The organism is Maritimibacter alkaliphilus HTCC2654, assembly GCF_000152805.1.
GTDB lineage: Bacteria > Pseudomonadota > Alphaproteobacteria > Rhodobacterales > Rhodobacteraceae > Maritimibacter > Maritimibacter alkaliphilus.
Window position 1 is genome coordinate 552,750 of the sequence record NZ_CH902578.1, and the last position, 22,140, is coordinate 574,889.

At 63.6% G+C, this 22,140-nt stretch carries 22 protein-coding genes; 17 read left to right on the top strand and 5 right to left on the bottom strand.

The features are described 5' to 3' along the window. Positions 1–15 precede the first annotated feature (15 nt). A complete protein-coding gene (locus RB2654_RS03835) occupies positions 16–501 on the top strand; it encodes a YciE/YciF ferroxidase family protein (protein WP_008328788.1) in 486 nt (161 codons plus the stop codon). A gap of 146 nt (positions 502–647) precedes the next feature. Then, positions 648–2,204, top strand: a complete 1,557-nt coding sequence (locus RB2654_RS03840; RefSeq protein WP_008328789.1) for a trimethylamine methyltransferase family protein — start codon at positions 648–650, stop codon at positions 2,202–2,204. On the opposite strand, the gene RB2654_RS03845 is transcribed toward RB2654_RS03840, so the two are convergent. Continuing rightward, positions 2,195–2,488 carry a DUF6477 family protein gene (locus RB2654_RS03845; RefSeq protein WP_008328790.1) on the bottom strand — a complete coding sequence of 98 codons (294 nt, stop codon included), beginning with the start codon at positions 2,486–2,488 and terminating at the stop codon, positions 2,195–2,197. The genes RB2654_RS03840 and RB2654_RS03845 overlap by 10 nt on opposite strands. A gap of 242 nt (positions 2,489–2,730) precedes the next feature. Between RB2654_RS03845 and RB2654_RS03850 the strand changes: the two genes are divergently transcribed. Next, positions 2,731–3,840 (top strand): DUF6456 domain-containing protein, encoded by a 1,110-nt coding sequence (locus RB2654_RS03850; RefSeq protein WP_050771928.1) that lies wholly within the window; start codon positions 2,731–2,733, stop codon positions 3,838–3,840. An 18-nt stretch (positions 3,841–3,858) separates the two neighbouring features. Here the strand turns inward: RB2654_RS03850 and RB2654_RS03855 are convergent, their stop codons facing one another. Beyond that, positions 3,859–4,266: a hypothetical protein gene (locus tag RB2654_RS03855; protein WP_008328792.1), complete on the bottom strand. Its 408-nt coding sequence runs from the start codon at positions 4,264–4,266 to the stop codon at positions 3,859–3,861. 189 nt (positions 4,267–4,455) lie between these two features. Between RB2654_RS03855 and RB2654_RS03860 the strand changes: the two genes are divergently transcribed. The 8 genes from RB2654_RS03860 (at position 4,456) to RB2654_RS03895 (ending at position 12,957) form a co-directional block, all read left to right on the top strand. Further along, positions 4,456–5,481: an ATP-binding protein gene (locus RB2654_RS03860; RefSeq protein WP_008328793.1), complete on the top strand. Its 1,026-nt coding sequence runs from the start codon at positions 4,456–4,458 to the stop codon at positions 5,479–5,481. A gap of 149 nt (positions 5,482–5,630) precedes the next feature. Further along, positions 5,631–6,662, top strand: a complete 1,032-nt coding sequence (locus tag RB2654_RS03865) for a substrate-binding domain-containing protein (RefSeq protein ID WP_008328794.1) — start codon at positions 5,631–5,633, stop codon at positions 6,660–6,662. A 105-nt stretch (positions 6,663–6,767) separates the two neighbouring features. Further along, positions 6,768–8,231: a phosphate ABC transporter permease subunit PstC gene (gene pstC / locus RB2654_RS03870; RefSeq protein ID WP_008328795.1), complete on the top strand. Its 1,464-nt coding sequence runs from the start codon at positions 6,768–6,770 to the stop codon at positions 8,229–8,231. Then, positions 8,228–9,559 (top strand): phosphate ABC transporter permease PstA, encoded by a 1,332-nt coding sequence (pstA, locus tag RB2654_RS03875; protein ID WP_008328796.1) that lies wholly within the window; start codon positions 8,228–8,230, stop codon positions 9,557–9,559. Before pstC ends, pstA begins: the two co-directional genes overlap by 4 nt. Before the next feature lie 22 nt (positions 9,560–9,581). Further along, positions 9,582–10,379, top strand: coding sequence for a phosphate ABC transporter ATP-binding protein PstB (pstB, locus tag RB2654_RS03880; RefSeq protein ID WP_040885434.1), 798 nt, complete (start codon positions 9,582–9,584; stop codon positions 10,377–10,379). Between the two features lie 13 nt (positions 10,380–10,392). After that, positions 10,393–11,118: a phosphate signaling complex protein PhoU gene (gene phoU / locus RB2654_RS03885; protein WP_008328798.1), complete on the top strand. Its 726-nt coding sequence runs from the start codon at positions 10,393–10,395 to the stop codon at positions 11,116–11,118. Beyond that, positions 11,115–11,804, top strand: a complete 690-nt coding sequence (phoB, locus tag RB2654_RS03890) for a phosphate regulon transcriptional regulator PhoB (RefSeq protein ID WP_008328799.1) — start codon at positions 11,115–11,117, stop codon at positions 11,802–11,804. The genes phoU and phoB overlap by 4 nt, the downstream gene beginning before the upstream one ends. A 319-nt stretch (positions 11,805–12,123) precedes the next feature. Then, on the top strand, positions 12,124–12,957 hold the full coding sequence (locus RB2654_RS03895; RefSeq protein ID WP_083783333.1) for a helix-turn-helix transcriptional regulator: 834 nt from the start codon (positions 12,124–12,126) through the stop codon (positions 12,955–12,957). Positions 12,958–13,269: 312 nt separating this feature from the next. Here the strand turns inward: RB2654_RS03895 and tsf are convergent, their stop codons facing one another. After that, positions 13,270–14,145, bottom strand: a complete 876-nt coding sequence (tsf, locus tag RB2654_RS03900) for a translation elongation factor Ts (protein ID WP_008328801.1) — start codon at positions 14,143–14,145, stop codon at positions 13,270–13,272. An 88-nt stretch (positions 14,146–14,233) separates the two neighbouring features. Continuing rightward, positions 14,234–15,004, bottom strand: a complete 771-nt coding sequence (gene rpsB, locus RB2654_RS03905) for a 30S ribosomal protein S2 (RefSeq protein ID WP_040884365.1) — start codon at positions 15,002–15,004, stop codon at positions 14,234–14,236. Positions 15,005–15,257: 253 nt separating this feature from the next. Here rpsB and RB2654_RS03910 point away from each other — a divergent pair, with 253 nt between their 5' ends. From RB2654_RS03910 to RB2654_RS03935, 6 genes are all read left to right on the top strand, one after another. Next, a complete protein-coding gene (locus RB2654_RS03910) occupies positions 15,258–15,593 on the top strand; it encodes a cupin domain-containing protein (protein WP_008328803.1) in 336 nt (111 codons plus the stop codon). Positions 15,594–15,644: 51 nt separating this feature from the next. Further along, complete coding sequence (locus RB2654_RS03915; protein ID WP_008328804.1) at positions 15,645–16,538, top strand: PfkB family carbohydrate kinase; 894 nt, start codon at positions 15,645–15,647, stop codon at positions 16,536–16,538. Next, positions 16,535–17,443, top strand: coding sequence for a pseudouridine-5'-phosphate glycosidase (locus tag RB2654_RS03920; RefSeq protein WP_008328805.1), 909 nt, complete (start codon positions 16,535–16,537; stop codon positions 17,441–17,443). The genes RB2654_RS03915 and RB2654_RS03920 overlap by 4 nt, the downstream gene beginning before the upstream one ends. Before the next feature lie 78 nt (positions 17,444–17,521). Continuing rightward, entirely contained in the window at positions 17,522–18,286 is a 765-nt protein-coding gene (locus RB2654_RS03925) for a DUF502 domain-containing protein (RefSeq protein WP_008328806.1), read from the top strand. Further along, complete coding sequence (locus RB2654_RS03930) at positions 18,283–18,891, top strand: LysE/ArgO family amino acid transporter (RefSeq protein ID WP_008328808.1); 609 nt, start codon at positions 18,283–18,285, stop codon at positions 18,889–18,891. The genes RB2654_RS03925 and RB2654_RS03930 overlap by 4 nt, the downstream gene beginning before the upstream one ends. Before the next feature lie 369 nt (positions 18,892–19,260). Next, positions 19,261–21,006 (top strand): extracellular solute-binding protein, encoded by a 1,746-nt coding sequence (locus RB2654_RS03935; RefSeq protein ID WP_008328820.1) that lies wholly within the window; start codon positions 19,261–19,263, stop codon positions 21,004–21,006. Positions 21,007–21,072: 66 nt separating this feature from the next. Here the strand turns inward: RB2654_RS03935 and queA are convergent, their stop codons facing one another. Continuing rightward, positions 21,073–22,140, bottom strand: a complete 1,068-nt coding sequence (queA, locus tag RB2654_RS03940; protein ID WP_008328821.1) for a tRNA preQ1(34) S-adenosylmethionine ribosyltransferase-isomerase QueA — start codon at positions 22,138–22,140, stop codon at positions 21,073–21,075.

The window sequence follows — 22,140 nt, forward strand, 5'->3', positions numbered from 1 at the left end:
TTAGCGAGGCTAACCATGAACACCCTAGATGCCCTGTTCAAACATTTCCTGCGCGACATTTACTATGCCGAAAAGCAGGTGCTGAAGACGCTGCCGAAAATGGCCCGCAAGGCCGACTCGGACGACCTCAAGACCGCCTTCGAAGATCACCGCGAAGAAACCGAGACCCAGATCGAGAACCTTGAAAAGGTGTTCGAGCATCTCGGGCTCAAGGCCCGTGGCGTCACCTGCGACGCGATCAACGGGATCCTCGACGAAGGCAAGGAGATCATGGAGGAAGCCGACGATCCCGATACCCGTGATGCGGGCATGATCGCGGCGGCGCAGGCGGTCGAGCATTACGAGATCACGCGCTACGGCACCCTGATCGCCTGGGCCAAGACCCTTGGGCTCGACCCCGAGGTCGGCAAGCTGTTGCAGGCGAATCTCGATCAGGAATACGACGCCGACCGCAAACTGTCGAAACTGGGCGAGGACAGCCTGAACCGTCAGGCGGCCTGAGCCGGGGCAGGCGGGGCCCCCGGTTTCAGGGCCCCGCCTGATCCAGCTTCGGCCCCGCGTCGTTTTCGCGCGTCAAATGTCGCAAACCCTCCCGACCCGGCGTCTGGGGCGGGCTATCAGGTGGCAGGATCAGCGCGGAGAAAGACATGTCCGAAGAAGTGGCGACCGGCGAACGCAAAAGGCGGGCACGGGGCGGAGGCGGCGCGGCACGACGCGCGGAACGCACGGCCCCGCGATTCGACTCGGCCCCCGTGATCGTGCGCAAGACGCCGACGCTGGACATTCTGAACGACGAGGCTTTGGCGATCATCGAAGCCAACGCGGAAACCGTGCTGGAAGAGATCGGGGTGGTCTTCGCCGAAAACCCCGGCGCGCTCGAGCGTTGGCGCGCGGCGGGTGCGGACGTGCGGGGGGAGCGGGTTCATATACCGCGCGGCCTCGCCCGCGAACTGTGCAAGACCGCGCCCTCGTCTTTCACGCATCACGCCCGAAACCCCGAGCGGTCGGTCGAGATCGGCGGCAACAATCTCGTCTTCGCGCCGGTCTATGGCCCGCCCTTCGTGCGCGATCTGGACGGCGTGCGCCGTTACGCCACGATCGAAGATTTCCGAACCTTCGTGAAGCTGGGCTATATGTCGAAATGGGTCCACCTGTCGGGCGGCACCCTGTGCGAACCGACGGACGTTCCGGTGAACAAACGTCACCTCGACATGCTCCATGCCCACATGACCCTGTCGGACAAGCCCTATATGGGTGCCGTGACCGACAAGGACTGGGCCGCCGATTGCGTCGAGATGTCCAAGATCCTGTTCGGGGCCGAGTTCGTCGACCAGAACGCGGTGATGACCTCGCTGGTCAACATCAACTCGCCGCTCACCTTCGACAGCGTCATGATGGGCACGTTGGAGACGTATGCCGCCGCAAATCAGGCCTGCATCGTGTCGCCCTTCATCGTCGGTGGTGCGATGGCGCCCGTGTCGGTGGCGGGCACGCTGACGCAGGTGCTGGCCGAGGTGATGGCGGGCGTCGCCTATTCGCAACTGGTGCGCAAGGGCGCGCCGGTGATCTTCGGCGCCTTCGTGACCTCGATCGACATGAACTCCGGCGCGCCGACCTTCGGGACGCCCGAGGCCACGCAGATCACGCTCGGCGCGGGGCAGCTTGCCCGCCGCATGGGGCTCCCGTTCCGCTCGTCCGGCGCGTTCACCGGCTCGAAACTGCCGGATGCGCAGGCGGGCTATGAAAGCGCGAACAGCCTTCAGATGGGGATGAATGCGGGCGTCAACTTCATGCTGCACGCCTGTGGCTGGCTCGAAGGCGGGCTGGTGTCGAGCTTCGAGAAATTCGTGCTGGATGCCGATCAGCTCGGAACGGTCCACAAATTCGCGGCCGGCGTCGCGATCGACGAGAACGCGCAGGCGATGGACGCGCTGCGCGAAGTGGGGCCGGGAGGGCACTACCTTGGCTGCGCCCACACGCAGGCCAATTTCAAGGACGCGTTCTGGCGCTCTGAAGTGCTCGACTACAAACCCTACGAGACCTGGTTCGAAGAAGGGGCACGGGATTCGTCGACGCTCGCCAATGTCCGGGTGCGCAAGCTGCTCGGCCAATACGAGGCACCGGCGATGGACCCCGCGGTGCGCGAGGCCATCGAAGCCTTCGTGGCGCGCCGCAAGGCCGAGATGCCCGACGCCTACAGCTGAACCTGATCGGGCGCGGCGAGGCTGCGGGCCTCGGCGATGATCGCGGTCAGCAACTCGATGTGCCGCGCGGGGGAATAATCCGCGCCCCCGCTCCGGCGGAGGCTTTCCACCTGTTCTTCGTGCAGGAGCAGCTCGTCGATGGTGTGGTCATGGCGGGCGGGCGTCTTGCCCAGAATCCGCGGCAAGGCCCGCTTGCGGTCATAACCTTCCAGCGCGAAGCGGGCGGCCTTCATCAAGAGTTTCGGGCGTTTCATCTGGCTGAGTCGGGTGATCGCGGGTCGCATCGTATCCTCCGTTGAGCGTGATTCGATGCCGTTGTCGCACAACCTAGACGAGTGTTGCGTCGTGGCCCCGCGCTGCGTGCGATGCCTTTAGAAGGCTTTATTCGATGCGGCGACATTGTGACCGCATCGTTGAGAGCCTGTGGATAAACCGTCAAATTGTGGATTGTCTGTGGATAACGACTCGCGTTAAGGTTGTATCGCTTCCAGATTGGAAACGGTTCGACACGGGATGAGGACAGAACATGCGGACACATGCCCAGCAGTCTTTCGGATCGCGCCAACGACTTCCGGCCTGGGTGCCGGAAACGGTTCGGACCTATCTGGCACATGTCGAAGACGGCACGTCGCTGCGCAATATCGCGCGGGAAACCGGCGTTCATGCGTCGACGGTGATGCGGCAGGTCAGGCGGTGCGAGGGATTGCGGGACGATCCGCTGGCGGACGCGGCTCTCAGGTCACTTGAAACGCTTTGGCATGGCTCGGGCCGCGACAGCGGACCGGACCGCCACGGAGGCACCGCGAAGACCATGACCCGCATACCGAACGACCATGACCGCATCGACCGGGAAGCCCTGCGCGCGCTCCGGGCGCTGACCGAACCGGGCGCGCTGCTTATCATCGCCGAGGGTGTCGAGGACGCCGTCGTCGTCGCGCATGTCGAAGACGACCGGCCCGTCCGCCGCGCGGTGGTGCCGCGCGACGTGGCCGAAATCCTCGCCCTGAAAGAATGGATCGAAGGGCGCACGCGGGGCCGCCTGAGCCGCTATTCGATCACGCCGTCGGGCCGGACCGAGCTTGGCCGGCTGATGGCCCAGAACGAGTCGCGCAAGGTCGCCTCGATCTCGGAGGTGACGAAAACGACCGCGAAACCGGGGCAGGGAGCGCAGAAGAAGCCGCGCACCGCGGGTGCGGAGCCGCCCCTGCGGGTTCTGGCCCGGCGCAAGCGCGGCGACGGATCGGCGTTTCTGTCCAAACCCATGGTGCGTGCGGCGGAACGGTTTCGCGAAAGCTACGAAATCGCCCGCACCGGGGGCGCCATCGGCGATGATCTGGGCGCCTTGCTCGAAGGGCATGTCCGCCCGGCGATGCCGTCGGGTGGCGGCGCGACCGCGCTCGCCATCCCGCGCCACATGACGGCGTTCCAAAGCCTCGCCAAAGCGATCGACAAGCTCGGCCCGGAGCTGTCCGAGGCCGTCATCCTGTCATGCTGTGACGAAACGGGCATGGAAGAGATCGAGGACCGGCTCGATTTCCCGGCACGGTCGGGCAAGATCGTTCTGCGGATCGCGCTGAATACGCTGGTGCGCCACTATGAAACGGTGGGCGACGAGGGTCACGATCTGATCTATTGACCCTGCGCCGCCCGGCGTTCAGACCGCACGCGATTCCGGCGTGCGGGCCACCACCAAAACGTCGAAATCCAGCCCGGGAAAACTGCGCCGGATTTCACGTTTGACCATCTCGGGGCGCGGAATGTCCTCGGCAAAGGCGCGGTAGCGCCCGCCGAATCCGCTGTCCACCAGTCGATAGGCGAGTTCCACGCAATCGAACCCGCTCGACATGAGCGGCGAAAGCACCACGTCGGGCCGATGCAACTCCATCAACTCGGTCGTCAGTTCGGCGAAATCCACGAAACGCGTTCCGGGAAGGTCACCGACCTTGTCGTTCGTGTTGGCCGCGTTCGATGAGCCGACGGCGAGCACGCGCAACGCCTCGGCACCTGTGCCTGTCGATGCGTCGATCCAATCAATGTTTTTGGTTTTATCCGGTTGACTCATTGCTCGGCTAAACCCCCTAGGAGTTATCAGGGTAAGTCCCTGTCCAAGTCACGCCACTGTAGTATGAGAGAAGTATTGATAGATTGCAAAGTGAACCTTTGGGCATTTAACCGAATAGATCAGTAACTTAGCGGGTGCGGTCGCGCGGCCACATTCAAAGGGATAGGCGAAGGCGAAAGCGGCAACGAAATGGATGCGGATACTTTCATCAGGGCGATTCCGATGCCCTGCGCCGTCATCGGTGCGGACCAGAGACTCGCGGCGCTCAATCCCGCTGCGGAGCGGCTTTTCGGCGGTGCCGTTCTGGGTCGGCACTACGCGGCGGTGTTCCGTCAGCCAGCCCTTCTCGACCGGATCGAGACCGTCATGCAGACCCGCGTGCCCGCGCAGGCGCGCCATATCGCATCGGGCGAGGCGCGGGAGCGGCTTTACGACGTATCGATCACGCCGCTCGACGCCGGAATGGGCACGATTCTGGCCTTCGACGATGTGACGGCGCTGGAAGAAGCGGGCGAGATGCGGTCGGAATTCGTGGCCAACGTCAGCCACGAACTGCGCACGCCGCTGACCGCCATTTCGGGCTTCGTCGAGACCCTGCGCGGCCCGGCGCGCGACGATGCCGCCGCGCGCGAGCATTTCCTGAAGATCATGGAGAGCGAAACGCGGCGGATGCACCGTCTGGTGGACGATCTGTTGTCGCTGGCCAAGGTCGAGGACACCGAGGGGTTGCGACCGACCGAGCAGCAGGATGTGGCGGAACTCCTGCTGAACGCCGCGCTGAACTTGCAGGGGCAGGCGGATGATCGGCTGGTACAGCTTCATGTGCGCGGTTGCGACGCGCCCGTCATGGCTCCGGCGGACCCCGATCAGCTTACGCAGGTGTTCACGAACCTGATCGAGAACGCGATCAAATACGGTGGCAGCGGCGGCGAGGTCACGGTCACCCTGTCTCAGGTTCAGCACGATCCCCGTCTGCGCGGGCCGGGCCTGATCGTCGCGGTCACGGATAAGGGCGAGGGCATCGACGAGCGGCACCTCGGCCGGTTGACCGAGCGATTCTACCGGGTCGACGATCACCGCTCCCGCGGGATGGGCGGCACCGGGCTGGGCCTTGCCATCGTCAAGCATATCGTGAACCGCCATCGCGGGCGTCTGCGGATCGAAAGCACGCCGGGGCAGGGGAGCACGTTCAGCGTGGCCTTGCCGACGCGCTAGACAACCCGCGCGAGTTGTCCACATCTGATTTGGACTGTGTTACACGCTTGTTACAAAACTGTCGCAAAACCATAGCGGACTCACCCTAGTGAGGCGCCCAGTGCGACGCGGAACGTGTCGCCTGCTGCAAACCAAACCAGGAGACACTCATGTCCTTTGCGAAACTGACCGCCTCGACCCTGGCGATCGCTGCCATGACCACCGGCGTTGCCGTCGCGCGTGACCAGGTCCAGGTGGCTGGCTCGTCCACCGTGCTGCCCTATGCCTCGATCGTCGCCGAAGCCTTTGGCGAAAACTTCGACTTCCCGACCCCGGTCGTGGAATCGGGCGGCTCCTCGGCTGGCCTCAAGCGCTTCTGCGAAGGCGTCGGTGAAAACACCATCGACATCGCGAATGCCTCGCGCGCGATCCGTGAAAAGGAAATCGCCGCCTGCGCCGAAGCCGGCGTGACGGACATCATCGAAGTGCGCATCGGCTACGACGGCATCGTGTTCGCCTCGCAGCTGAACGGCCCCGAGTTCACCGCGTTTACCGAAAGCGACATCTTCAACGCGCTGGCGCCGAAGGTCATGGTCGACGGCGAGCTGGTCGACAACCCGCACACCAAGTGGTCGGACTTCAACGCCGATCTGCCGGACGCCGAAATCCTCGCCTTCATCCCCGGCACCAAGCACGGCACCCGTGAAGTGTTCGAAGAGAAAGTCATCGCGGCTGGCTGCGAAGCCACCGGCGCGATGGAAGCCATGATCGCTGGCGGCATGTCGGAAGACGACGCCGAAGACGCCTGCCTGATGGTGCGCACCGACGGCATGTCGGTCGACATCGACGGCGACTACACCGAAACGCTCGCCCGCATCGATGCCAACACCAACGCCATCGGCGTCTTCGGCCTCGCGTTCTATGAGAACAACACCGACAAGCTGAAAGTGGCGACCATGTCGGGCGTCGAGCCGACCACCGAGACCATTGCCGCTGGCGATTACCCGGTGTCGCGCCCGCTCTACTTCTACATCAAGAAGGCCCACATCGGCGTCATCCCCGGCCTGAAGGAATACGCCGAGTTCTTTGTCGCTGACGAGATCGCCGGCCCCGACGGCCCGCTGTCGAACTACGGCCTCGTCGCCGATCCCGAGCTTGCCGCCACGCAGGCCATGATCGCGAACGAAGAGACCATGAACTAAGGTTTTCAGACCTTCGAAATCGGTCGGCGCGGGGGTGACCTCGCGCCGATCTTTACCGCGGGAAAGACGTACGGTGCGTTTCCCGAACCTAAAGGTGGCCCGCCGATGTCCCCTCTGATCCTTCTCGCCATCGTCCTTGCGCTCACGGTCGCAGGCTATGTCATGGGCCGCCAGCGCGCGGTCGGTTCGGTCGATGACGTGCGAAAGCTGCACAGTCTGCCGAATTTCTACGGGATGAACGTGGCGATGCTCGCCTTCGTCCCCGCCGTCCTGCTGCTTGCCATCTGGGTCATCGTGCAGCCGCTCGTCGTCGCCGGGCAGGTGCGCGGCGATATTCCCGATACGCTTTACGAGACGCGGGGCGAACTCAGCCTCGTGATGTCGGACGTGCAGCGCGTGGCCTCGGGCCTCGACACCGCGATCGCCCAAGGCGTGCTCGCGCCGGGTGATATCGAAGGGCTGGACGCGACCACGGTCCGCGACACGCTGGGCGGTGTCGGCGTCGCGCTCGGCTCGGACGTGAGCGAAGAGGTTCTGGCTGCCGCGCTCGACTATCGCGCCACGTCCAACACCGGGGATTGGGTGCGCACCGTCGTCGTGCTCGTCGTCGCGGTCGCCGGGTTTCTTTACGCCTATCTCGGCACCTCAGGCACGCTGCGGGCGCGCAACCGGGTCGAGACCGGCATCCTGATCCTGCTCATCACCGCCGCGCTTATCGCGATCCTGACGACGCTCGGCATCGTGCTGTCGCTTCTGTTCAATACAATCGAGTTCTTCGGCCTTTACCCGGCGGACGAGTTCTTTTTCGGCACCACATGGTCGCCCTCGTTCGGTGGCGGCTCGCAACTGGGTATCCTGCCGCTTCTGTGGGGCACGCTTTATATTTCGCTCATCGCGCTGGCGGTGGCCGTGCCCATCGGCCTGTTCGCCGCGATCTATCTGTCGGAATACGCAAGCTCAAAGGTGCGCAGCATCGCCAAACCGATGCTCGAGGTGCTCGCGGGCATTCCCACCATCGTCTACGGCCTGTTCGCGCTGCTGACCGTCGGTCCGCTTCTGGTCGGCATTTTCGGGGACGGTGGCATTCTGGGCGTCGGCTGGATGCAGGGCGGAACCGCCGTGATGACCGCCGGGCTCGTCATGGGAATCATGCTGATCCCCTTCGTGTCCTCGCTGTCCGACGACATCATCAACGCGGTGCCGCAGGCGATGCGCGACGGCTCCTACGGGCTTGGCGCGACACAGTCCGAAACCATCCGTCAAGTCGTCATGCCAGCCGCCCTTCCGGGCATCGTCGGCGCGATCCTTCTGGCCGCCTCGCGCGCCATCGGTGAGACGATGATCGTCGTGCTCGGGGCAGGGGCCGCGGCCCGCCTGTCGCTGAACCCGTTCGACGCCATGACGACGGTGACCGCCAAAATCGTGAGCCAGCTCACCGGCGACGCGGACTTCGCCAGCCCCGAGGCGCTGGTCGCCTTTTCACTGGGCATGACGCTCTTCGTCGTGACCCTCGCCCTAAATGTCCTCGCCCTCTACATCGTGCGCAAATACCGGGAGCAGTACGAATGACCGATGCGACCAACACCGGCTCGCTCTACGACGTCGACGCGCGCACGAAAAAGCGCAACGCGGCCGAGAAACGGTTCAGGATCTACGGCATGATCGCCATCGGTCTGGGCCTCGTGTTCCTCGTGGCGCTGCTGTCCACCATCGTCGTGCGCGGCATCCCGGCGTTCCAGCAGACCAAGCTGACGCTGCCTATCGCGCTGCCGGAAGAGACGCTCGACAAGTCCGGCGTGCGCGACATCGAGGTGATGAAGAAGGTGTCGACCTTCGGATACAATCCGCTCATCGAACAGGCGCTGGCCGACGCGCTGGACGCGAATGGCATCGAAAACCCGTTCGAGGACGCCAAGGGGCTGAAGCCGATCCTGTCCTCGTCGGCCGCCGCCGTCGTGCGGGACGAGGTGCTGGCGAACCCGGAACTGGTGGGCACGACCCATACGTTCGAGATTCTGGCGGCGAGCCGGGTGGACGGCTACCTCAAGGGCCGAGTGACGCGCGAAAGCGTGGCGCGTGACAACAACATCGATGCGGCCCATTTCGACGTGGTGGATGCGCTGCGCGACGCAGGCATCATCGCAAAGGGCTTCAACTTCGACTTCATCACCGGGGCGGATGCCTCGGAAAGCCGGCCGGAGCAGGCGGGGATCGGGGTGTCGATGCTGGGTTCGCTCTTCATGATGTTCGTGGTGCTGGGCCTGTCGCTGCCCATCGGAGTCGCGGCCTCGATCTATCTGGAGGAGTTCGCGACCCAGAACCGCTTTACCGACATCATCGAGGTGAACATCTCGAACCTCGCCGCCGTGCCTTCGATCGTCTTCGGTATTCTGGGTCTGGCCGTCTTCATCCAGTTCATGCATCTGCCGCAGTCGGCCCCGCTGGTCGGCGGCCTGGTCCTGACGCTGATGACGCTGCCGACCATTATCATTTCGACCCGCGCGTCGCTGAAAGCCGTGCCGCCATCGATCCGCGAGGCGGCTCTGGGCATCGGCGCGTCCAAGATGCAGACGGTGTTCCATCATGTCCTGCCGCTGGCCATGCCCGGCATCCTCACGGGCACCATCATCGGGCTGGCACAGGCGCTTGGGGAAACCGCGCCGCTGCTTCTGATCGGGATGGTCGGCTATATCGCGTCGAACTACCCGGACGGGGTGGCGAGCGGGTTCCTCGACCCGAACTCGGCCATGCCCGCGCAGATCTACGAATGGGCCAAGCGTGCCGATCCGGCTTACTACGAACGGGCATGGGGCGGGATCATCATCCTGCTCGTGTTCCTCATGACCATGAACATCCTGGCGGTGATCCTGCGCCGTCGTTTCGAGCGCCGCTGGTAATCGCGGGCAGGGGGAACTTATGATGAAAGACAATGTGGAAAACAAAGTCGGGGTGGATGCGATGAACGTGAAGTTCTCAGCAAGGGACGTGCAGGTCTATTATGGCGACAACCACGCCATCAAGGACGTGAACGTCGACATCCTCGACAAGACCGTAACGGCCTTCATCGGCCCGTCGGGCTGCGGCAAGTCGACCTTCCTGCGGTCCCTGAACCGGATGAACGACACGATCCCGATCTGCCGGGTCGAGGGCGACATTCTGCTGGACGGCGAAGACATCAACGCGCCGCAGGTGGACCCGGTGCAACTGCGCGCCAAGGTCGGGATGGTGTTTCAGAAGCCGAACCCGTTCCCCAAGTCGATCTACGACAATATCGCCTACGGCCCGCGCATTCACGGGCTGGCCCGCAACAAGGCGGAACTCGATGAAATCGTTGAAAAATCCCTACGCCGCGGCGCGATCTGGGACGAGGTGAAGGATCGCCTCGACGCGCCCGGCACCGGCCTGTCCGGCGGTCAGCAGCAGCGTCTGTGCATCGCGCGGGCGGTGGCGACCGAGCCGGAAGTTCTGCTGATGGATGAACCCTGTTCGGCGCTCGACCCCATCGCCACGGCGCAGGTCGAGGAACTGATCGACGAGCTCAAGGCCAGCTATTCGGTCGTGATCGTCACGCACTCGATGCAGCAGGCCGCGCGCGTCAGCCAGAAGACTGCGTTCTTCCATCTGGGCAACCTCGTCGAATACGACGACACGACCACCATCTTCACCAATCCGCGCGACACGCGGACGGAAAGCTACATCACCGGCCGTATCGGCTGAGGAGGGCAGAGACATGAACGATCCCCATATCGCAAAAGCCTTCGACCGCGATCTCGAAGCCATTCAGGCGCTGGTCATGAAAATGGGCGGGCTGGTCGAAGAAGCGATCCGCGAAGCCGCCAAATCGCTCAAGACTCGCGACACGGAGCGTGCCGAGAAGGTGCGTCAGGGCGACCGCAAGATCGACGAGCTTGAAGACCTCATCAACACCCAGTGCGCGCAGCTTCTGGCGATCCGGCAGCCGGCCGCGACCGACCTGCGCACCGTGCTGACGGTGATGAAGATCGCCGGCAACCTCGAACGCATCGGCGACTATGCCAAGAACATCGCGAAACGGACCGAGGTTCTGTCGCACATGCAGCCCATCGAAGGGGCCTCGAGCGCGATTCGACGCATGTCCAAAGAGGTCGAAGCGATGCTGTCCGATGCGCTCGACAGCTATATCCGCCGGGATGCGACGGTGGGCGAGGATGTGCGGCACCGCGATCTGGAAGTCGACCAGATGTATAACGCGCTGTTCCGCGAATTCCTGACGTTCATGATGGAAGATCCGCGCAACATCACCGCCTGTATGCACCTGCATTTCATCGCCAAGAACATCGAACGGATGGGCGACCACGTGACCTCGATCGCGGATCAGGTGATCTATCTGTCCACGGGCCAGTTCCCGGATGACCAGCGACCCAAGGACAACCAGTCCATCTACAAGGTCGAGGGGTTCGAAGAGGCGGACGAATGAGCACCGACAAGCCGCTCGTGCTGTTGGTCGAGGATGAACCGGCGCAACGGGAAATCCTGCGCTACAACCTCGCATCCGAAGGCTATGACGTGTCGATCGCCGAGAACGGCGACGACGCGATGGTGCTAGTCGAGGAAATCGGGCCGGACCTGATCCTGCTGGACTGGATGCTGCCGGGGGTTTCGGGGATCGAGATCTGCCGCCGTGTGAAATCGCGACGCGAGACGACGGATATTCCCGTCATCATGCTGTCGGCCCGGTCGGACGAGATGGACCGGGTGAGGGGGCTGGAAACCGGCGCCGACGATTACATGGTCAAACCGTTCTCGGTGCAGGAACTTATGGCGCGCATCCGCACGCAATTGCGCCGCACGCGCCCCGCGAGTGTCGGGCAGCAGCTTGCCTATGAGGACATCATCCTCGACGGCGAGACCCATCGCGTTACGCGCGGCGGCGATCCGATCAAATTGGGTCCGACCGAATTCCGGCTTCTGACGACCTTCATGGAAAAACCGGGCCGCGTCTGGAGCCGTGAACAACTTCTGGACCGGGTCTGGGGCCGTGACGTCTATGTCGATACGCGGACCGTCGATGTGCATGTCGGGCGGCTGCGCAAGGCGCTGTGCAAGACCGGGGGGGACGATCCGTTGCGCACGGTTCGGGGCACGGGATACGCGCTTGGCTAGGGCGCGTTTGCGTTTATTGCTTCGAGGGGAGCGCAGGTTTCCTAAATGCATAGTTTCGGGCGGCTAATGTGGTTTATGCGTATAATCAGTATTATGTAAAATAACCGCACGCCGGATTAAACGAAACTTTCCAATACCTTACCAAGACCTCCTGTCGCACTACCACACTCGCAAATAGCAAAAAATTCGCATTTTGTGTGCATATACACTCGACAACCCATACGAATGGTGGCTTTCTTCGGGCTCAAATGACACTCTGCCGTCAAGGGGCGTTCACGAAAGTGGGACGACGGAGTGCAAGCGACGGGATGAGGTACTGATGCTTGATGTGCTCGAACACATCGTGCGAGCAAGAACGCTCCAACAAGTCTGGCAATTGCACTGCGACAGGATGGCGACATTCGGGTTCGACAGGCTGATTTACGGATATACGCGCTTCGCGACGCCCAACTCGGTTGGCGAGCTGATCGACGCGCTGTTTCTGACCAACCACAATCCAACCTATTTTCGGCAGTTCATCGAGGAACGCATGTTCCTGCACGCGCCCCTCACCCGTTGGGCGCGTGAGAATGAAAGCGGATACTGCTCCTGGGGTGCGCTTTGGACGCGGCCTGAGGATCTGACCGAGAAAGAGCTGGAGGTGATCGCCTTCAACCGCGCGATGAACGTGACCGCGGGATATACAGTGGCAGTTCCGACCGCGTCGGATCGGTCTCATGCGCTGTTCGCGCTGACCGGCGCGCATGGGCTGACCCAGCAGGATCTGGACGAGATCTGGGCGGAAAACGGCAAGGAAATCGATGTGTTATGCAACATCGTTCACCTGAAGATCGCCTCGCTGCCGATCGAGACCAACCGCCCCAAGCTGTCGAAGCGCCAGTTGGAAGTGCTGGAATGGGTTTCGGAAGGCAAATCGAACCAGGATGTCGCGACGATCATGGACGTCTCGGTTCCGACCATCGAAAAGCACCTGCGCCTCGCGCGCGAAAAGCTGGGCGTGGACACCACCGCGCAAGCCATTGCCAAGATTACCTTCCTGAACCAGATCCACGTGCGCAGCTCGCAAGGTGGCGCGGTACAGTTGAACGACGATGTGGATGACGGATCGTCCTATGTCAGCCGCCGGTTGCGCCGCGCGGACGAGGACTACTGACGGTTGTCAAACACGTCCAAAAGGGTAAGGAAAACCAGCAGAAAGTAAGGAAAACCTTACTGGTATCTCGCGAAGAAATGCGAGATTGTGTCTCTGTTCCGTGAGTGGTGGCAATTGATGCCTTTGGAACTGGGGATGGGGCACTCGCGATTTCGGGATCGCTCCATTCCCGTCTCACCCCCTGCCGATCTCTGCTTCATCTCAGTTTCAATCGCCAGGCCGCTGTCGGCCAAAGAAAAACCCGGCACGCGTCGGCGCACCGGGTTCTGTCATGTGGGACCGGGCACCCTGCCCGACCCGATCCTATCCGGATCAGGCGCCGGCGGCCTTGGCCACTTCGGCGGCGAAGTCTTCTTCGACCTTCTCGATGCCTTCGCCGACTTCCATGCGGATGAAGCCGGTGATCGTCGCGCCCGCTTCTTTCGCGGCCTGCTCGACCGTCAGGTCCGGGTTGATCACGAAGTTCTGGCCCAGAAGCGTGACTTCCGAGAGGAACTTCTTCATGCGGCCTTCGATCATCTTCTCGATCACCTGCTCCGGCTTGCCGGATTCGCGGGCGATCTCGATCTGGATCTGACGCTCTTTCTCGACGATGGCCGGATCGAGCGAGGCTTGATCGAGCGAAGCCGGGTTCGCGGCGGCGACGTGCATCGCGACCTGCTTGCCGAAGGCTTCGTCACCGCCGGTCATCGCGACGAGGACACCGATCTTGCCGAGGCCGTCAGCGACGGCGTTGTGCACGTAGGTCACGACCGTCTCGCCGGAGATCTTCTCCATGCGGCGCACGCCCATGTTCTCGCCGATCTTCGCGATAGCGTCGGTAATCATGGTCGAAACCGGCTTGCCGTCGATGTCGGCCTCTTTCAGCGCGTCCACGTCGGCCACGTTCAGCGCGGCGGCGGCGATCTTGGTGACCATGCCCTGGAATTCGGCGTTCTTGCCGACGAAGTCGGTTTCCGCGTTCACTTCGACCGCGATGCCGGTGTCGCCCGACACGGCGACGGCGACGAGGCCCTCGGCAGCGGTGCGGCCCGATTTCTTGGCGGCGGTGGCAAGACCCTTGGTGCGCAGCCAGTCCATCGCGGCGTCCATGTCGCCATCGGTCTCGGTCAGCGCCTTCTTGGCATCCATCATGCCCGCGCCGGATTTCTCGCGGAGTTCTTTCACTTGTGCAGCGGTGATCGCCATCTTGGCTCTCCTTCGTAATGTACGGGGTCCGTTAGAAACGGGTCCGAGGGCGGTGTGCCCGCCCTCGGTTACAGGACTGTGACGAAGATCAGGCTTCGGCCTGCTCTTCGGCGACAGCTTCCTCGACCATGCCTCCTTCCAGCGCACCGACGTCGATGCCGGCGGCTTCGAGCTGACCGGACATGCCGTCAAGCGCGGCGCGGGCGGCCAGATCGCAGTACAGCGCGATGGCGCGGGCGGCGTCGTCGTTGCCGGGGATGATGTAGTCAACGCCATCGGGCGAGCAGTTGGAGTCGACCACGGCCACGACCGGGATGCCCAGCTTGTTGGCTTCCTTGATGGCGAGGTCTTCCTTGTTCACGTCGATGACGAACAGGAGGTCGGGACGGCCGCCCATTTCGCGGATACCGCCGAGCGAGAGCGTCAGCTTCTCCTGATCGCGTTCCATGCCCAGACGCTCTTTCTTCGTCAGGCCTTCGGCACCGGCGGCGAGCTGCTCGTCATAGGCCTTGAGGCGGTTGATCGACTGCGACACGGTCTGCCAGTTGGTCAGCGTGCCACCGAGCCAGCGGTGGTTCATGTAGTACTGGGCCGATTTCTCGGCGGCTTCGGCGATCGGCTTCGACGCCTGACGCTTGGTGCCGACGAACAGGATGCGGCCGTTCTTCGCGACCGTTTCACGGATCACGTTCAGGGCGGCGTCCAGCATCGGGACGGTCTGGGTCAGGTCGAAAATGTGGATGCCGTTCCGCTCACCGTAGATGAACTCGCCCATGCGGGGGTTCCAACGCTGAGTCTGGTGGCCGAAGTGAACGCCAGCTTCCAAAAGCTGACGCAGAGTGAATTCAGGGAGCGCCATGTCCAAGTTCCTTTTCCGGTTTGCGCCTCGGCGGGGCTTCTAGGTTTGGACGAAAGCTTCGTCCTCACCAACCGGTGGACCTGCACGGGATTTCTCCCCGTCAGGCCCGACCCCGCCTGTGAAGTAGGGCGGCCATTACGGGGCTTTGGCCCTGTTGGCAAGGGGTTTCGCGGTTTTTCAGCTTGTTTTCGCTGAAATTGGCGTAGGGTCGGATCAAAGGGCCCGCAATCAGGCGGGCGGGACAGGAGGATCAATGGCATTTCCCGACTTCATACAGGCGTTCCCCGCCCTCGACATCCCGTTTCCCGAGGATGTGGTTTCGGCGCGCGCGATCCAATCCGACGCGGGCCTCGTCGTCTTTTTCACCTTTCATCAGGATTTCGAGATCCCGGAGCACAGCCACAAGTGGCAATGGGGCACGCTCGTCTCGGGCGAGATCGAAATGACCATCGACGGCGAGGTGCAGACCTGCGGTCCCGGCGACACATGGAACCTGCCGACAGGCGTGCCGCATAGTGCGCGTATCAAGGCCGGGACAACCGCTATCGACGTGTTCGAGGAAGCGGATCGGTATCCTTTGCGCGCCTGATCGGCCCGAACCCGGCTTGCGGTTTTCCCGGCGGGTTGCCAAAAGCGGGTGATGAACGGGACCAGCGACATTCTTTGCATCGGCAGCGTGCTGTGGGACGTGATCGGGCGCACCGACGCGTCGATGCGGCAGGGCAATGACGTGCCGGGACGGATCACGCGCCTGCCGGGCGGCGTGGCGCTGAACATCGCGATGACGCTGAAACGGTTCGGGCTGACCCCTGCCCTGTTGTCCATCGTCGGCTCGGACCCCGAGGGCGACGAACTCGTCACCGCCTGCGACGACATGGGGCTGATTACCGCCTTTCTGCTGCGCGATGCGCGGCTGCCGACCGACAGCTACATCGCCATCGAGGATAACGGCGGGCTGGTCGCGGCGATGTGCGACGCGCATTCGCTGGAGGCGGCGGGCGACCGTATCCTCGCGCCCCTGTTCGACGGCCGGTTGGGGAGCGCCGAGGCCCCCTACAGCGGCCCGGTGGCGCTGGACGGGAACCTGACCGAGGCGCTGCTTATCGACGTGGCCGAGCACCCTGCCCTGCGCAAAGCCGATCTCAGGATCGCCCCGGCCAGCCCCGGCAAGGCGACGCGGCTGACCCCGCTGCTCGCCCATCCCGGCGCGACGCTTTACGTCAATCTCGAAGAGGCCGGGTTGATCCTTGGCCGGACCTTCGACGCGGCCTTCCACGCCGCCGATGCGCTGGTCGCCGCCGGGGCGACGCGCGCACTGGTGACGGATGGCGCACGGTCGGCGGCGCTTGGCGAATATGCCGGCACGATCAGCGATACCCCGCCACGGGTTCCGCAAAAACGCGTGACCGGCGCAGGCGACACCTTCATGGCAGCCCATATCGCGGCGGAAAGGCGCGGCGAAAGCGGTGCGGTCGCGCTGCGCACGGCGCTGAACGCCGCCGCCACTTATGTATCGGGAGAGGACCCCGCATGATCGACATTCACTACTCGCCCGAAGTGGCCGACGCGCGCGCATCCGGCGCCCCCCTCGTGGCGCTGGAAAGCACCATCATCACCCACGGGATGCCGTGGCCGCAGAACGTGGAAACCGCGCGCGAGGTCGAGGCGACGATCCGCGCCGAGGGGGCCGTGCCCGCGACCATCGCGGTCTTGTCGGGCCGCCTGCACGTGGGCCTGACGGACGACGAGCTCGAGACGCTGGGTCAGGCCAAGGACGTGGCCAAGCTGTCACGAGCCGATATCGCGGCCTGTATCGCCACAGGCGGCACGGGGGCCACGACCGTGGCCGCGACGATGATCGCCGCGCACCTGGCGGGCATCCGGGTCTTCGCGACCGGCGGGATCGGCGGTGTGCATCGGGGCGCCGAAACCTCGTTCGACATCTCCGCCGACCTGATCGAACTGGCCACGACGCCCGTGACCGTGGTGGCAGCCGGGGCCAAGGCCATTCTGGATCTGCCGAAAACTCTGGAAGTGCTGGAAACCAACGGGGTGCCCGTCATCGCCTATGGTCAGGACGACTTCCCGGCGTTCTGGTCGCGTGCGTCCGGCCTTGGCGCACCGCTCAGGATGGACAGCGCCGAAGACATCGCACGGGCCGCCGAGACGCGCACAGCGATGGGCCTGTCAGGCGGGCAACTCGTCGCCAACCCGATCCCGCAGGAATACGAGATCGCACAAGAGGTGATCGGCCCGATCATCGAGGCCGCGCTGGACGAAGCCGAGGCGCAGGGGATCAAGGGCAAAGCGGTCACGCCGTTCCTGCTCGACCATATCTTCCGGGCGACCGACGGCGCTTCGCTCACCGCCAATATCGCCCTCGTTCTGAACAATGCGCGCCTTGGGGCGGGGATTGCGCGGGCGCTTGCAGGAAAGTGATACCACGGCGGAACCTCACCATTGCCGTGCCGCGCCGCAGCGCCTAGATAGCGTGTAACGCCCGAACCCCGGACCATTATGAACGCCAAGCCCACCCCGCCCGACCATCCGCGCAGACGCCGTCGCTTCTTCGCAGGGTTCAGGAACAATTTTCTCACGGGGCTGGTCGTCGTCGCGCCCATCGCGCTGACCATCTGGCTGATCTGGACCTTCATCGGCTGGATCGACGGCTGGGTTCTGCCCTTCGTGCCGAAAAGCTACCACCCGGACATGCTGATCCAACGCTACCTTGGCGACAAGGAGTGGTTCATCGCCGTCTTCGGCGAGAACGTGACGGTGAACATCCGGGGCCTCGGCGTCGTCATCTTCCTGCTGTTCACGATTTTCGTGGGCTGGATCGCCAAGGGGATTCTCGGACGTCAGTTCATCGCATGGGGCGAAAACCTCGTCGATCGGATGCCCATCGTCCGCTCGCTCTACAACGGGATCAAGCAGATCGCCGAGACGGTGTTCGCGCAGACCGACACCAAGTTCGACAAGGCCTGTCTGGTCGAATATCCCCGTAAGGGGCTGTGGGCCATCGCGTTCATTTCGACGAACGCGAAGGGTGAGATCGCCAAGCGCATTCCGGTGGATGAAGAGATCATATCGGTGTTTCTGCCGACCACGCCGAACCCGACCTCGGGCTTCCTTCTCTTCGTGCCGCGCCATTCGGTGATCGAACTCGACATGACGGTCGAGGATGCGGCGAAACTCGTCATTTCGGCGGGCCTCGTCTATCCGAACAAGAAAGACACGGTGGAAAACAAAGGCGGCACGCCGCTGCCCAAACCGGCGGAATGACGGCGGCGCTGACCGGGTTCGCGACCGGCTTTTCCCTGATCCTCGCAATCGGCGCGCAGAACGCCTTCGTCCTGCGCCAAGGGCTTTTGCGCAGCCATGTGTTCTGGCTGTGCCTGTTCTGCGCGGCGTCCGACGCGCTCCTCATCACCGCAGGCGTCGCGGGCTTCGGGGCGATGGTCGCGGCGGCACCCTGGCTGCCGCTTGTTATGAGCCTCGGGGGTGCTGCGTTCCTGATCGTCTACGGCCTCACCCGGCTCATCGCGGCATGGCGCGGCGGCGATGCGATGGAGATCGGCGGCGCGGACCATTCGCTGTGGAAGACACTGGCGATCGCGGCGGCGTTCACCTGGGCCAATCCGCATGTCTACCTCGACACACTCGGCCTGATCGGTGCCGTGTCCACGCAATACCCCGACTGGCCCACCCGCATCACCTTCGGCGCCGGGGCCGTCATCGCGAGTTTCGTTTTCTTCTTCGGCCTTGGCTACGGCGCCCGGTTCCTCGCGCCCATCATGCGCTCGGCGCGGGCGTGGCAAGTGCTCGACCTTGTGATCGGGCTGACGATGCTGGCGATTGCGGCGAAGTTGATCGCGGGCGTTCTTTGACGGGCGGGCTTGGCGACGAAGGCTTCATGAAGCCACCCGTCCCCATAGCCTGTCCGAAAGATAGACCCGCTCGGCGGATTGCCGCGCCCCCGACCGGACACCAAAAAAAACGCCGGCACTAGGGCCGGCGTTCAGTCATTGAGGCAGGTTTCATACAGGCAAGAAACCTATCGAGCAGTGCCCTCAATATAGAGGCAGCAACTTCAAAGTCCAAGCTAAAAGTTTGAAAAGCCAAGGAACGCCCACTAGGCTCGCCACAAACAGGCGCAGTACGGGGGACCGTTTCCAATGACATTCGCAGTTCATCGCCGATTCGCCCAACATATGTTGGGGATCGCTCTTGCAGGCACAATTGGCGGGATGGCCCAAATGGTACATGCCGAACCCAAGCACGGCATCGCCATGTATGGGGAACCGGCCCTTCCCGCGGATTTCAAGCACTTGCCGCAAGCCAACCCGGATGCGCCCAAGGGGGGCGAGATCGTCTTTGCCGAATCGGGGTCGTTCGATTCCCTGCATCCGGTCATCACCAAGGGCAATCCGCCCTGGCAGTTGCGCTACATGATCTTCGAAAGCCTGCTGGGCCGGTCCTATGACGAGCCGTTCACGCTTTACGGCCTTCTGGCCGAGACGGTAGAAACCGGGCCGAACCGCGAATGGGTCGAATTCACGCTGCGCGAAGAGGCCGCGTTCTCGGACGGCTCGCCGGTGACGGTCGAGGATGTGATGTGGTCTTACGAAATCCTCGGGACCGAGGGGCACCCGCGCTATCTCGGCGCATGGGGCAAGATCGAAAAGATGGAACAGACCGGCCCGCGCTCGGTCCGGTTCACCTTCAACACGGTCGATTTCGAACTACCGCTCATCATGGGGTTGCGGCCCATCCTGAAGAAGGCCCAGTGGGAAGGGCATGACTTTCAGGCGTCGGGCATCGACGTCATCCCGATCGGGTCGTCGCCCTATGTGATCGGGGATTTCGAACCGGGGCGATATCTGAACCTCGAACGCAATCCCGATTATTGGGGCAAGGATGTGCCGTTCATGCAGGGTCAGATGAACTTCGACACGATCCGGTATGAATTCTACGGCGACGGCGACGTGGTGTTCGAGGCGTTCAAGGCGGGCGAAGCGAACACCTACCGCGAAACCAATGCCGAGAAATGGGCGACGCAATACGACTTCCCGGCGGTGCAATCGGGCGACGTGGTGCTGTCGGAGATTCCGCACAAGCGCCCGACCGGCATTCAGGGCTATGTCATGAACACCCGCAGCCCCCAATTTCAGGACTGGCGGGTGCGCGAGGCGATGATCCAGGTCTTCAACTTCGAATTCATCAACCAGACCCTGAACGGCGGTCGCGAGCCGCGCATCCAGTCCTATTTCCATAACTCGGTTCTGGGGATGGAAGTGGGCGCCCCGGCAACGGGCCGCGTGGCCGAATACCTGAGCGCCTATGACGACCTGCCGCCGGGCGCGCTCGAGGGATACGCCCTGCCCGCCTCGGACGGGTCCGAGCGCAACCGCGCCGGGGTCGCCCGTGCGCTGGACCTGATGGCCGAGGCCGGATGGACGGTGCAGGACGGCGTGATGAAGAACGAAGCGGGCGAGGAGTTCACCTTTGAAATCGTGCTCAATCAAGGCGCGACGCAGGACCGGCAGGTGATCGACATCTACGCCGCGTCGCTGGCCCGGATCGGGATCACGCCGACGATCTCGGCGATGGACTCGGCGCAATATACCGAGCGCACCAACAGCTACGATTTCGACATGGCCCCCTACTGGCGGTCGCTGTCGCTGTCGCCGGGGAACGAGCAACGCCTGTACTGGGGCTCGGCCATGGTGGGCGAGAACGGGTCGCGCAACTGGATGGGTGTCGAATCCGATGCCGTGGACGGGTTGATCGAGGAAATGCTGACGGCGGACAGTCAGGAGGATTTTCAAGCCGCGACCAAGGCGCTGGACCGGGTGCTCACGGCGGGGCGCTACGTGATCCCGATCTGGTATTCCGACGTGTCCCGCGTGGCCCATGTGAAAGAACTGCACTACCCCGAGACGCTGCCGATGTATGGCGACTGGCTGGGCTTCCAGCCGGAGCTTTGGTGGTACGAAGAGTGACTGCGCGGCGCTGGCGGGGGGCGCTGCCCCTCGCGCACCCACGCGCTATGTCGAAACCGGAAAGACCTAGCCGTTGGGCAGAAGCAATGAGGCGTCGCCGTAGCTGAAAAAGCGGTAACGGTTCTCGATGGCGTGGGCATAGACCTCGCGCATCCGCTCCATGCCCATGAGCGCCGAGACCAGCATCATCAGCGTCGATTTCGGCAAGTGGAAATTGGTCATCAGCCCGTCGGTGATCTTGAAGGCATAGCCGGGCCGGATGAAGATATCCGTCGGGCCGCGCCACGGCTCGATCCGGCCCGGAGCCGCCGCCGCACTTTCGATCAGCCGGAGCGCCGTGGTGCCGACCGGAATGATCCGGCCTCCGGCAGCGCGGGTCGCGTTGATTTCGGCGGCGGCGGCTTCGGTCACTTCGCCCCATTCCGCGTGCATCTTGTGGTCGGACACGTCGTCCACCTTGACCGGCAGGAACGTGCCCGCGCCGACATGAAGCGTGACATGGGTGCGGGCCACACCTCGCGCGTCCAGCGCCGCAAGCAGCGCATCGTCGAAATGGAGCGAAGCGGTGGGGGCCGCGACCGCGCCGGTCTGGCGCGCCCAGACGGTCTGATAGTCCTCGCGGTCCTGCGCATCCGCGCGGCGTTTGGCCTCGATATAGGGCGGGAGCGGCATCCGCCCGGCCTCGGCCAGTGCCGCATCGAATGCCGCGCCCGTCAGGTTGAAGGTCAGCACCGCCTGCCCTTCGGAACGTGACAGCACGGTGGCGCTCAGGCCCGCAGCGAAGTCGATGGTTTCGCCATCCTTCACCTTGCGCAACGGCTTGACCAGCGCCGACCACGCGCCGGGTTGCGCATCCGGGGCAAGTAGCGTCACTTCGATCCGCGCCTGCGCCTCGCCCCGCGTCCGCGTGCCTTCGAGCCGGGCCGGGATCACCCGCGTGTCGTTCAGCACGAGCCGGTCGCCGGGGCGAAGCCAATCGACCAAATCGGTCACCACCCCGTCGGTGATCCGGGCGCGCTCGGCGACCAGCAGACGGGCCGAGGACCGGGGCCGGGCCGGCCGGGTCGCGATCAGATCCTCGGGCAGGTCGAAATCGTAATCTGAAAGCCGGGTGCCAATGGCATCGGTCGTCAT